Raw genomic sequence first — 11,459 nt, forward strand, 5'->3', positions numbered from 1 at the left:
TCGGCGACGGCCATGTCCTGGTCGTCACCGAGTTCGGACCCGACAGCGACCTCGCCGCCGGCGGCGCCGTCGCGGCGAAACTCGCCGACCTGGTCGGCCCGGCGACCGCCCATCTCGGCGGCTTGGTCTGCACCGGCGGCGACACGGTCTGCGCCCTGCTCGGCCGCATCGGCGTGACCGGCATCCGCCTCGTCGACGAGGTCGAGCCCGGGGTGCCGCTCGGCGTCACGGTCGGTGCGCTGGCGCTGCCGATCGCCACCAAGGCCGGCGGCTTCGGCACCGACGCCACCCTGCTCCACTGCCTCGACCGCCTCACCTCCTTCGTTTCCGAGAAAGCCTGACCGATGCCCGGACCCGTCATTGCCGTCACCATGGGCGACCCCTCCGGGATCGGTCCGGAGATCGTCGTCAAGGCGCTGGCCCACGCCGACGTCTACGCGATGTGCCGGCCCGTGGTGATCGGCGACGCCGTCCGGCTCGCCGAGGCGGCCGAGATCGTCGGCCAGTCGCCGACCATCCACGTGATCGACAAGCCGGCCGACGCGGTCGGCAAGGTCGGCACGATCGACTGCATCGACCTGAAGGCGGTGCCGCCCGGCCATCCGTTCGGCCAGATGCTCGCCGCCTCGGGCGAGGCCGCCTATCGCTACATCGCCAAGGCGGCCGAGCTGTGCCGGACCGGCGAGACCGACGCGATCTGCACGGCGCCGCTCAATAAGGAGGCCCTGCACGCCGCCGGCCACAAGTTCCCGGGCCATACCGAGCTGCTCGCCCATCTCACCGGCACGCCGGAGGTGTCGATGATGCTGGTCGGCCCGAAGCTGCGGGTGATCCACGTCACCACGCATCTCGGCCTCGTCGACGCGGTGGCGAAGATCGAGCCCGGCCTGGTCGAGCGGGTGATCGCCCGCGGCCGCGCCACGCTGGTCGCCGCCGGCATGGCGAATCCGCGAATCGGCGTCTGCGCCATCAACCCGCATGCCGGCGAGAACGGCCTGTTCGGTCACGGCGAGGAGGAGGCGAAGGTCATCCCGGCGATCGAGGCCTGCCGGGCGCGCGGCTGGGCGGTCGAGGGCCCGCTGCCCGGCGACACGCTGTTCTTCCGCGCCTATCGGGGCGATTTCGACCTCGTCGTCGCCATGTATCACGACCAGGGCCACATCCCGATCAAGGTGATGGGGCTCGAAGCGGGCGTGAACATCACGGTCGGCTTGCCTGTGATCCGCACTTCGGTGGATCATGGTACCGCGTTCGACATCGCCGGCCGCGGCATCGCGGACGAGGGCAGCATGATCGAGGCGCTGCGGCAGGCGGCCGAGCTGGCGGTCCGTCGCTGATATTCGGGTTCGGCCATGCATGTCACGCCCGGCCCGATGTGCATTTGTGGATGTCGCTTTCGCGGCCCGTCGGGATTTTAATGCCGCGGGTGGGCTGTTGGTCCGAACACGGACGACGTGCCCTCCGTGGCCGGAATGCAGGGACGGACTCAGCGCCCCCGAGTTTTCGGACACGTCGGAGAGACAGTTCAAAGGTGTCATGCGGCGACGACGCGAACGCGAGCAGCAGATCCTCGACCTGATCCGGTCCGGCGAGGAGAATGTCGAGGAGCTGGCGCGCCGCCTCGACGTGTCGCTGTCGACCATCCGGCGCGACCTGCAGCGCCTGTCCGACACCGGCGCCGTCACCCGCACCTACGGCGGCGCCATTCTCTCGCGTGCGGCGCCCGAAGCGACGCTGTCGAGCCGCGAGCACATCAACCTTCAGGCCAAGCAGGCGATCGCCGACGCGGCCGCCGCGCTCGTCCAGGACGGCGAGCGCGTGCTGCTCGACGTCGGCTCCACGGTCGAGGCGCTCGGGCTGCGGCTGAAGGAGCGTACCCTCTCGATCGTCACCAACAATCTCGCGCTGGTGCCGGTGTTCTCCCAGTCGGAGACCATCACGCTGACCGTGCTTGGCGGCACCGTGCGGTCGATCAGCATGGGGACGTTCGGGCCGCTCGCCGAGCTCGCGGTGCGCCGGCTCACCGCCGACAAGCTGTTTCTCGGCGCCGACGGCGTGGTGGCGGGCCGCGGCCTGTGCGAGGCGACGCAGGAGCAGGTCGCCCTCAAGGAGGCGATGGTCAATCAGGCGGGCGCCGTGTTCCTGCTCGCCGACTCCTCCAAGCTCGGCAACGCTCACCAGCCCGCCTGGCTGCCGCTGATGCGGCCGTGGACGCTGGTCACCGACGCGGGGGCGACCGAGGCGCAGCTGGCGCCGTTCCGCGCCCTGCCCGGCGTCACGGTGGTGATCGCGCCGGCCGAGCCGAGCCCCCGTCCCGCCGCCGAAGACCTCGAAGACGCGCTCGACTGAGAGCAGAGGGCCCACCATTGACCCGTCATCCTGAGGTGCTCGCGTAGCGAGCCTCGAAGGATGCGGCCACGGCGCTCGGGCCGTCGCCCTTCGAGGCTCGGGCTTCGCCCGAGCACCTCAGGGTGACGGGCGAAGGTTCTTCCGCCGCCCCGCTCAATGCGGCCGCTGCGGCTCGATCAGCCGACGGCGGCGCCGCTTGCGCATCGCGACGATGTTGAACGCCTCGACGGCGCCCGCGAAGGCCATGGCGAAGTAGATGTAGCCGCGCGGGATGTGCACCTCGAAGCCATCGGCGACGAGCGCGACGCCGATCAGCACCAGGAAGGCGAGCGCCAGCATCTTGGTGGTCGGATGCGCGGCGACGAAGCGCGCCACCGGGCCGGACGCGACGAACATCACGCCGACCGCGATCAGCACGGCCGCGACCATGATGCGGATGTCCTGCGCCATGCCGATGGCCGTGACGATCGAGTCGATCGAGAAGACGAGATCGATGACGATGATCTGCAGGATGACCATCCCGAACGCCGCCTTGATCACCGGGCCGGCGCCGGCCTCCTCCTCCTCGGCCGCCTCGATCTCGGCGTGCATCTCGTGCGTCGCCTTGGCGATCAGGAACAGGCCGCCGGCGATCAGGATGATGTCGTGCCAGGAGAACGACCGGCCCATCGCCGAGAACAGCGGCGCCGAAAGGCTCATCAGCCACGTCAGCGTGAACAGCAGGAGAATCCGGAAGACGAGCGCCAGCGCCAGGCCGAGCTTGCGCGCCTTGTCGGCGATCTTGGGGTCGAGACGCGAGACCAGGATCGAGATGAAGACGACGTTGTCGATGCCGAGGACGATCTCGAGCGCGCTCAGGGTGACGAGGGCGGCCCAGGCGTGCGGGTCGGTCAGGAGGTCGAGCATGGTCGGCGCGGCTCTCTCGAATCGGCCGGCGGCGCGTGCCGACCGGCGGCGGGGGTGTGCGGCAGATGTGCAGGTACTCGGGTTTATCCGGGGAGGTCCGGCCGGACGCAAGGGTTCCAGCCCGCGGCGTCAAGCCGCGTCACCCTGCCGCAGTCGTCTCGTTCGGTCTGGCTAGCCCGCTCGGGCGAGAGGCCAGTGGACGACCACGGCGTCGCCGATCATCCACGCGCCGACGGCGAGGAACACGACGCCGATCGCCTTGGAGAAGCGGGTCGTGACGGCGATCTTCTCGGCTCCCATCACGAGGCCGAGCAGCGCCATCCACACCACGTTCATCACCCCGACCGCGAACATCACCAGCATCATGGCCCAGCAGCAGCCGAGGCAGAACAGCCCCTGCCGGACGCCGAGCCGGAACACGGCCGCCGTGGCGCTCGACCAGCGCAGCAGGAAGAACGGAAACGGCCGCTGGCAGCGCGTCACGCAGGCGAATTTCAGCGGCGAGAACTGGTAGACGCCGGCGCCGATGAAGACCGCGCCGGAGAACAGCGGGCTCGCCGAGGCCATGGCGGGATCGAGCAGCGCGGCGCGCGTGAGCGCCGCCTGGAGGGCGGCGGCGACCAGCGCGAAGGCGAGCCACACCCCGGCATAGCCGGCGATCAGCGCCACGGGCGAGGCGACCGCCTCGCCGCGCCGCTCGGCGGTCGCGGCGATCTCGGCATAGGCGAGGATCATCGGGCCGGCGGTCGGCAGCATCATGGCGAGCGCCATGGCGGCCCACATGCCGGCGAGCGTCGCGATCCCGGCCACCCCGAAGCCAGCCTGATGGCCGAACCTCGGGCTGCAGATCGCGTCCGCCAGCGCTTTGGCGAAGCCGTCGAGCGGCACGCCGCCCGTCACCAGATCGAACAGGCCCATGCCGGGGCCCATCGCGGCGGCCGAGCCGGCCATGCCGCCGCCGGGCGTGCCGGCGCTCGCCATGCCGGCGACCATCAGCCCGAGATAGACCCAGCCGAGCCCGGCCAGCACGACCAGGCAGGCGAGCGCGACGACGATCGGCCGGGCCAAGAGCGGCACGCCGGACGGCCGGCCGCTCGGCGGGTCGGCGAGACGGGAGGGATCGGCCGTGTCGGTCATGCTCGGGCTCGTTCGGCCGGCGATCGGCGCGCGCCGACCCGCCGGCGACTGCGGGGGGTCGCCACATATCGTCCATAGCGCATCCGTGCGGCGGGCGCATGCGGACGGCTGCGGACTCCTGCACCCCGCCGCGTGCGGGCGTGGCGTCAGGGAACGAGGGCCGAAAATGCGCGGGCGGCGAGGCTCTGATACCGCTCGCGGTGGCGCAGCAGGTGGAAGTTCCGCACCGGCAGGGCGAACGGCGCCTGCACGAGCTGGCCGGACCGCAATCCCGGCGCCGCGACCAGCGCCGAGATCACCGTGACGCCGCCGCCGGCCTCGACGGCCGCCCGCACGGCTTCATTGGAGGGCAGCTCCAGCACGACCCGCAGCCGCCCCGGGTCCTCGCCGGCCGCCCGCAGCGCGTCCTCGAACTCCGAGCGGGTGCCGGAGCCGGGCTCGCGCAGCACGAAGTCGGCGTCGCGCAGCGCCGCCGGTGCGATTGTCGCGCGCTCGGCGAGCGGATGGCCGGGTGGCACGACGAGGATCAGCCGGTCGCCCGGAAAGGCCCGCTCGGCGAGCGCCGGCAGGTCGACGGCGCCCTCGACCAGGCCGAGATCGGCCTCGCCGTCGGCCACGGCCTTCGCGACCTGCGCCGTGTTGCCGACGATCAGCCGCACGGCGATTTGCGGATGCGCACGGCGGAACGCCACCAGCCGCTCCGGCAGCCAGTAGCCGGCGATCGTCTGGCTCGCCGCGACCGTGAGGCTGCCGCGCGCGAGCCCCGACGTCTCGGCGAGCGCCAGCTCGGCGGCGGCGGCGCGCGCCAGCACGGCCTTGGCCTCCGGCAGGAAGGCGCGCCCGGCGTCGGTGAGCGCGATGCGGCGGCCGACCCGGTGGAACAGGACGGTCGCGTGGCGCGCCTCGAGCGCCGCGATGGCGGCGCTGACGGCCGACTGGACGAGGCCGAGCGCCTCGGCGGCCCGCGTCATGTGCTGGCGCTCGGCGACGGCGACGAAGATGCGGAGCTGCTCCAGCGTCACGGCCGCCTCCGCAGGAAAGCCGCCGCGCGATCGGGTGGCGCGTTCAGCCGAACAACTCGACCAAGCCGAGGCTGAACACCGCGATGAACAGCGTCGCGGCAGCGCCGAGCGCCAGCGGGCGAAGACCCTTGGCGGCGAGCTTCCGCACGTCGGTCTCGAGCCCCATGGCGGCGAGCGCGACGGTCAGCAGCACCGTGGTGGCGAGCACGATCCAGCTCCGCACCACGGGGTCGATCGCGATCACGCTGTTGAGGCCGCACAGGCCTAAGAAGCCGAACACGAACCACGGCACCGGCGGCCGCACCCGCGTCGTGCCTCCCTCCTCCGCGGCACCGCCGCTGCGCGCTATCCACAGGCCGAGCAGCAGCACCACGGGCGCCAGCATCATCACCCGCGACAGCTTGGCGATGGTGCCGACATGGCCGGCCTCGCCGCCCGCCTGGAACGCCGCCGCCAGCACCTGGGCGATCTCGTGGATCGAGGCGCCGGCCCACAGGCCGTAGGCGCGCGGCCCGAGATGCAGCACGTCGGGCAGCAGCGGGTACAGCACCATGGCGAGCGAGCCGAACAGCGTCACACAGGCGACCGCATAGGCGACGTCCTCGTCCGGGGCACGCGCCGCCGTGTTGGCGACCACCACGGCCGAGGCGCCGCAGATCGAGGTGCCGGCGGCGACCAGCCGGGCGAGCCCCGGCTCGACCCCGAGCCTCCGCCCGAGCCACAGCGTGAACAGGAAGGTCGCGCCGAGCGTCGCGGCCAGGATGGCGACGCTCGACCAGCCGAGCTCGACGATGTCGGCGGCGGTGAGCTGCAGCCCGAGCAGCACGATCGCGGCGCGCAGCACCGGGCGCATGGCGAAGCCGAGCCCCGGCTGCGCCGCGGCCGGCGTACCGAGCACGTTGCGGACCGCGATGCCGACGACGATCGCCAGGATCATCGGTGAGAGCACCGCGACACCTGGCACCTGCCGCAGCGCCAGCGCGGCCCCCGCGACTCCACCGGCCAGCGCGAGGCCCGGCCACAGCGCGCGGAGCGGGATCGTTCGGATCGAGGACTTTCGAGGCGGCGCCGGGCATGCGGTGTCCTGGGCGGCGGGAGCGAACTGGGTCACGGACGGCATCGAGCTCTCCTGGTGGTTCGCCACCCAGAGAAGCCCGATCGCGTTTATCGATCCAACGACTTATTATGCTCGTATCAATCTGTAAAATCGATTACCGGTGCCGCGACGCTGCCGCGGCTTCGCACCGGCCCGCCGGATCGACTAAGACGGGCTCGGTTCGCGGCGCGATCGCGGCCGGGTGCGAAAGGGCTTTGGGAATGACGGACGGCAGCGGCGCGATGACGAAGACCTCGGACGTCGTGGTGGTCGGCGGCGGACCGGCCGGGCTGATGGCGGCCGTGGCGATCGCCTCGACCGGGGCCGCCACCGTGCTGGTCGCCGGCAAGCCGGTCGTCCGCGACAACCGCACGACCGCGCTGCTCGCCGGCTCGGTCGATGCCCTGGTCGCGCTCGGCGTCTGGGAGGGCTGCCGCGAGCACGCCGCGCCGCTGCGGGCGATGCGGATCGTCGACGACACCGGCCGCCTGTGGCGCGCCCCCGAGGTGCGGTTCGACGCCCACGAGATCGGGCTCGACGCCTTCGGCTGGAACATCGCCAACCGCGACCTCGTCGCCGCCCTGGAGGCGCGCGCCGCCGCCTTTCCGAACCTGACCGTGATCCGCGACGACGCCAGCGCCGTGGCGATCGGCGACGACGCCGTGACCGTGACGGTCGCCGACGGCCGCACCGTCACGGCCCGCCTCGCGGTCGGGGCGGACGGGCGGAAGTCTCCGGTCCGCGACGCCGCCGGGATCGCGACCCGGGGCTGGCGCTATCCCCAGACGGCGCTCACCTTCAATCTCAGCGTGTCCCGCGATCACAAGGACATCTCGACCGAATTCCATTCGCCCGCGGGGCCGTTCACGCTCGTGCCGCTGCCTGGCCGGCGGGTCAGCGTGGTGTGCGTCGTCGCTCCCGCCGAGGCCGAGCGCCTTCAGGCACTCGATGCTGCTGCGCTCGACGCCGAGATGGAGCGGCGCTCGCACTCGATCCTCGGTACCGTGACGGTCGAGCCCGGCCGCGGCGCCTTCCCGCTCGCCGCCGAGACGGCGAACGCGCTCGGCGCGCACCGGGTCGTGCTGGTCGGCGAGGCCGGGCACGTGGTGCCGCCGATCGGCGCCCAGGGGCTCAATCTCGGGTTTCGCGATGCGGCCACGGTCGCCGAGCTGGTCGCCGACGCCCGCCGCGACGGCCGCGATCCCGGCGGCACCGAGGTCACGGCCGCGTACGACCGGCACCGGCGCGGCGACGTGACGAGCCGGACGCTCGCCGTCGACCTCCTCAACCGCAGCCTGCTGAGCGACCTGCTGCCTGTGCAGAGCGCCCGCGGCGCCGGCCTGTGGATGCTCTCCCGGCTCGGCCCGCTGCGCCGGCTCGTCATGCGCGAGGGCGTCGCCCCGGCGCTGGCCGAGCCGAAGCTCCTGCGGGGCGAGACGCTGGTCTAAGCAATCCCGTCAAGCCGTCATGGCCGGGCTCGTCCCGGCCATCCACGATCTTTCACCTGCATCGCCGTGAAGACGTGGATGCCCGCGACGAGCGCGGGCATGACGGCAGAGGATGCCGCCTCCGCGCTACCCCCAAAGATTCATCGGCAGCCGCTGGGTCTTGATCAGCCACAGCACCGCCGTGACGGTGACCACCGAGACGACGATGCCGACCATGATCAGGCTCGACGCCTCGGCCACCCAGGTGTCGTACTGGCGGGCCAGCACGAAGATCGACAGCGCGGTGGGCAGCGCGGCGAGCAGCACCGCGGTCGCCACCCAGGTCTCGCCGAACGGTCCGAGCAGCGACAGCAGCGCCAGCGCGACGATCGGGTGGACCAGCAGCTTCACCGCGATGGCGATCGGCATCTCGGCCGAGAGCCGGTCGACCGGGCGCATCGCCACCGTGACGCCGAGCGCGAACAGGGCGCAGGGCGCCGCGGCGTTCTGCAGGAACTGGAGGAGCCGGTCGAGCGCCACGGGCGGTCGAAATTCCAACGCCGCCGAGGCGACCCCGAGCACGCTCGCCACGATGAACGGATGCAGGGCGATCCGCCGCAGCACCAGAAGCAGCGTCGCGAACGCCCCCGCCCCGCCGCCGCGGGCGAGCGCCATCAGGAACGGGGCGAGCGAGAAGACGAGCAGCGTGTCGAAGCAGAACACCAGCGCGACCGGCGCCGCCGCCTCGGTGCCGAGCGCCGACACGGCGAGCCCCGGCCCCATGTAGCCGACGTTCCCGAACGAGCCAGCGAGCCCGATGAGGGTCGCCTCGGCTAGCCGCCCGCGCCGCAGCACCAAGGCGATGCCGAACGTGATCAGGAAGGCCACGAAGGTGGCGAGCGTCGTCGCCACGATGAACCAGACCTGGCCGAGCTCGCCGGCCGGGGTCTGCGAGAGGACGCGATAGAACAGCGACGGCAGCGCCACCCAGATGACGAAGAAGTCCATCCAGGCGAGGCCGGAATCCGGGATACGGGCAAACCGGCCGCAGGCCATGCCGAGGAAGATCAGGCCGAAGAACGGCAGCGCGAGATTGAGGACGTCGATCATGCGGCGGTCACGGTCGGGCGGCGGTGAACGGGTCGGCTCTCGGATCGGCGCGCGGCCGTCGTCCCGACGAAGGTCGCAGAATGCCGGTCGCGCCGCCCGGCTTGGCGGCGGCCGCTCGTTCCACTAGGCTCGTCGGGCGAGAACGCGATCCTACTTAGAGCATTTCCCGACGGCCAGCGCAGCGCCACGCCGCGCAGGCAGCCCATGCAGAACGTCGCGGCGTTTCCCGGTTCCGGTGTGCGCGCGCGCCGTCCCGAACGGTCCCGACAACGGCGGAACAGGGTCGATGAAGCTTCCACGCAACTTCTACAAGCCGCTCGCCATCGGCGCGCCCGCGCCCTGCCGCGAGCTCCCGGTCCGGCTCGAGCGGATGATCCACTTCGTGCCGCCCCACATCGAGAAGCTCCGCGCCAAGGTGCGCGAGCTGACCGGGCAGGTCGACGTCGTGCTCGGCAATCTCGAGGACGCGATTCCGGCCGACTGCAAGGAGGAGGCCCGCCGCGGCTTCATCGAGATGGCGCGGCAGACCGACTTCGGCGCGACCGGCCTGTGGGTGCGCATCAATGCGCTGAACTCGCCCTGGGTGCTCGACGACCTCTTGGAGATCGTCGAGGCGGTCGGCTACAAGCTCGACGTGGTGATGATCCCGAAGGTCGAGGGACCGTGGGACATCCACTATCTCGACCAGCTGCTGGCGCAGCTCGAGGCGCGCTACGGCCTGCGCAAGCCGATCTTCATTCATGCCATTCTGGAGACCCCGGAAGGCGTGAACAATGTCGAAGGGATCGCGACCGCCTCGCCCCGCATGCACGGCATGAGCCTCGGCCCGGCCGATCTCGCCGCCTCGCGCGCCATGAAGACGACCCGGGTCGGCGGCGGCCATCCCGAGTACAAGGTGCTGGCCGACGCGACGGCGGAGGGCGGCCCGCGCACCGCCTTCCAGCAGGATCTGTGGCACTACACGCTCGCCCGCATGGTCGACGCCTGCGCGGCGGCCGGCATCAAGGCGTTCTACGGCCCGTTCGGCGACTTCTCCGACCCGGAGGCCTGCGAAGCCCAGTTCCGCAACGCCTTCCTGCTCGGCTGCGCCGGCGCCTGGTCGCTGCATCCGAGCCAGATCGACATTGCCAAGCGGGTGTTTTCGCCCGATCCGGCCGAGGTGAAACTCGCCAACAAGATCCTGGAAGCCATGCCGGACGGCACCGGGGCCGTGATGATCGACGGCAAGATGCAGGACGACGCGACCTGGAAGCAGGCCAAGGTGGTGCACGACCTCGCCCGCCTGGTCGCGGCGAAGGACCCCGAGATGGCCGCCCGCTACGGGCTCTGAGGGCGCGTTTCGGGACTGCGCGCGCTGGCCGGCGACCCCGTCGGCCGGCGTCCGGTCGTCCGATCCGGACCGCCAGGACGAAGTCCAGGGCTGCAACCCCGGCAGAGCCGAGACCCTGTTCCGCGGCTCGTCAATGCGCTATTTTCCGGACCATGAGGAAGACGCGCGTCGGCAAGTACACGATCGGCCAGGTCGTACGGCACCGGATTTATCCGTTCCGGGGCGTGATCTTCGACGTCGACCCGGTCTTCGCCAACACCGAGGAGTGGTACGAGGCGATTCCCGAGGAGGTCCGGCCCAGCAAGGACCAGCCGTTCTACCACCTGTTCGCCGAGAACGCCGAGACCGAGTACATCGCCTATGTGTCGGAGCAGAACCTGCTGCCCGACGACTCGGGCGAGCCGATCCGCCACCCGCAGGTCTCAGAAGTGTTCGAGCGCGGCGAGGACGGCTCCTACCGCCGTCGCTTCGAAGTGCTGAACTGATCAGCGAACCGATCCCGCGCCGCGATCATCGCTCCTCATCCTGAGGCGCTCGGGCGTAGCCCGAGCCTCGAAGGATGTGGCCGAGGCGCTGCGATCCGGGTGGCCACATGGTTCGAGACGGCCGCTTCGCGGCCTCCTCACCATGAGGGCGGAAGTCGAGCTCGGATTGCCGACTCGACAAAAAAGCGCGCCGTTCGGCGCGCTTTTTCGTGTTTGTTGAAGCGTAATCTCAGCGGCCGGGCTGGGCTCCGGCGGCCGGGGCGCCGCCCTGCCCTTCGAGCTTCTTGCGCGCCTCCTCGGCCCGCTTCTGGAGCTCCTCCTGGAGCTTCTTCTGCTGCTCCTCGAACACCTTCGGGTCGGTGGGCGGGCCCTCGTTGGCCTTCTTGAAGTCGGTCAGCGGCAGCGGGAACGAGATCGCCGCGCCGGCCAGGTTGATGGCCTGGATGGTCAGCATCTGACCACCCTTCAGCTTGGTGATCATGTCCGGCGTCGCCTCGTAGTCGGCCATGCAGCCGTTGGCGAAGCAGGTGAAGAACGGCCCCGTCATCGGCTGCTGCTGGTCGACGATCACGCGGGTGCCGTACTGCAGCTGCAGGG

At 71.3% G+C, this 11,459-nt stretch carries 12 protein-coding genes; 6 read left to right on the forward strand and 6 right to left on the reverse strand.

Translation table 11 applies throughout. The features are described 5' to 3' along the window. The 3 genes from CCR97_RS24280 to CCR97_RS24290 form a co-directional block, all read left to right on the forward strand. The coding region (locus tag CCR97_RS24280) for a nucleotide-binding domain containing protein (RefSeq protein ID WP_274611550.1) at positions 1–341 on the forward strand (341 nt) is incomplete at its 5' end. 3 nt (positions 342–344) lie between these two features. Then, entirely contained in the window at positions 345–1,337 is a 993-nt protein-coding gene (gene pdxA, locus CCR97_RS24285; RefSeq protein ID WP_111357051.1) for a 4-hydroxythreonine-4-phosphate dehydrogenase PdxA, read from the forward strand. A gap of 199 nt (positions 1,338–1,536) precedes the next feature. Then, the gene (locus CCR97_RS24290) at positions 1,537–2,349 is read left to right on the forward strand and encodes a DeoR/GlpR family DNA-binding transcription regulator (RefSeq protein ID WP_111357050.1); all 813 of its coding nucleotides are present in this window, start codon (positions 1,537–1,539) and stop codon (positions 2,347–2,349) included. A gap of 153 nt (positions 2,350–2,502) precedes the next feature. Here the strand turns inward: CCR97_RS24290 and CCR97_RS24295 are convergent, their stop codons facing one another. The 4 genes from CCR97_RS24295 to CCR97_RS24310 form a co-directional block, all read right to left on the reverse strand. Then, entirely contained in the window at positions 2,503–3,255 is a 753-nt protein-coding gene (locus CCR97_RS24295) for a TerC family protein (RefSeq protein ID WP_111357049.1), read from the reverse strand. 171 nt (positions 3,256–3,426) lie between these two features. Then, positions 3,427–4,392, reverse strand: a complete 966-nt coding sequence (locus CCR97_RS24300; protein WP_111357048.1) for a DUF2182 domain-containing protein — start codon at positions 4,390–4,392, stop codon at positions 3,427–3,429. Between the two features lie 146 nt (positions 4,393–4,538). After that, positions 4,539–5,414 carry a LysR family transcriptional regulator gene (locus CCR97_RS24305; protein WP_111357047.1) on the reverse strand — a complete coding sequence of 292 codons (876 nt, stop codon included), beginning with the start codon at positions 5,412–5,414 and terminating at the stop codon, positions 4,539–4,541. A gap of 43 nt (positions 5,415–5,457) precedes the next feature. After that, on the reverse strand, positions 5,458–6,534 hold the full coding sequence (locus CCR97_RS24310) for a YeiH family protein (protein WP_111357057.1): 1,077 nt from the start codon (positions 6,532–6,534) through the stop codon (positions 5,458–5,460). Positions 6,535–6,752: 218 nt separating this feature from the next. On the opposite strand from CCR97_RS24310, the gene CCR97_RS24315 reads away from it, so the two are divergent. Then, positions 6,753–7,958, forward strand: a complete 1,206-nt coding sequence (locus CCR97_RS24315; RefSeq protein ID WP_201159960.1) for a UbiH/UbiF family hydroxylase — start codon at positions 6,753–6,755, stop codon at positions 7,956–7,958. A gap of 126 nt (positions 7,959–8,084) precedes the next feature. Here the strand turns inward: CCR97_RS24315 and CCR97_RS24320 are convergent, their stop codons facing one another. Further along, positions 8,085–9,047 carry an AEC family transporter gene (locus tag CCR97_RS24320; RefSeq protein WP_111359990.1) on the reverse strand — a complete coding sequence of 321 codons (963 nt, stop codon included), beginning with the start codon at positions 9,045–9,047 and terminating at the stop codon, positions 8,085–8,087. A gap of 286 nt (positions 9,048–9,333) precedes the next feature. Here CCR97_RS24320 and CCR97_RS24325 point away from each other — a divergent pair, with 286 nt between their 5' ends. Both CCR97_RS24325 and hspQ read left to right on the forward strand, forming a co-directional pair. Next, complete coding sequence (locus tag CCR97_RS24325) at positions 9,334–10,377, forward strand: HpcH/HpaI aldolase/citrate lyase family protein (protein ID WP_111359991.1); 1,044 nt, start codon at positions 9,334–9,336, stop codon at positions 10,375–10,377. 152 nt (positions 10,378–10,529) lie between these two features. Further along, positions 10,530–10,862 carry a heat shock protein HspQ gene (gene hspQ, locus CCR97_RS24330; protein WP_111359992.1) on the forward strand — a complete coding sequence of 111 codons (333 nt, stop codon included), beginning with the start codon at positions 10,530–10,532 and terminating at the stop codon, positions 10,860–10,862. Between the two features lie 229 nt (positions 10,863–11,091). Here hspQ and CCR97_RS24335 read toward each other — a convergent pair. Next, the coding region (locus CCR97_RS24335) for an invasion associated locus B family protein (RefSeq protein WP_201159961.1) at positions 11,092–11,459 on the reverse strand (368 nt) is incomplete at its 5' end.

Origin of the sequence: Rhodoplanes elegans (genome assembly GCF_016653355.1) — a bacterium.
In the GTDB taxonomy this organism is placed as follows: domain Bacteria; phylum Pseudomonadota; class Alphaproteobacteria; order Rhizobiales; family Xanthobacteraceae; genus Rhodoplanes; species Rhodoplanes elegans.

Coding starts and splice junctions, on each gene's coding strand:
- CCR97_RS24320 (WP_111359990.1), bottom strand. CDS start 9,047: ATGATCGACGTCCTCAATCTCGCGCTGCCGTTCTTCGGCCTGATCTTC.
- CCR97_RS24295 (WP_111357049.1), bottom strand. CDS start 3,255: ATGCTCGACCTCCTGACCGACCCGCACGCCTGGGCCGCCCTCGTCACC.
- pdxA (WP_111357051.1), top strand. CDS start 345: ATGCCCGGACCCGTCATTGCCGTCACCATGGGCGACCCCTCCGGGATC.
- CCR97_RS24310 (WP_111357057.1), bottom strand. CDS start 6,534: ATGCCGTCCGTGACCCAGTTCGCTCCCGCCGCCCAGGACACCGCATGC.
- CCR97_RS24300 (WP_111357048.1), bottom strand. CDS start 4,392: ATGACCGACACGGCCGATCCCTCCCGTCTCGCCGACCCGCCGAGCGGC.
- CCR97_RS24290 (WP_111357050.1), top strand. CDS start 1,537: ATGCGGCGACGACGCGAACGCGAGCAGCAGATCCTCGACCTGATCCGG.
- CCR97_RS24325 (WP_111359991.1), top strand. CDS start 9,334: ATGAAGCTTCCACGCAACTTCTACAAGCCGCTCGCCATCGGCGCGCCC.
- hspQ (WP_111359992.1), top strand. CDS start 10,530: ATGAGGAAGACGCGCGTCGGCAAGTACACGATCGGCCAGGTCGTACGG.
- CCR97_RS24315 (WP_201159960.1), top strand. CDS start 6,753: ATGACGAAGACCTCGGACGTCGTGGTGGTCGGCGGCGGACCGGCCGGG.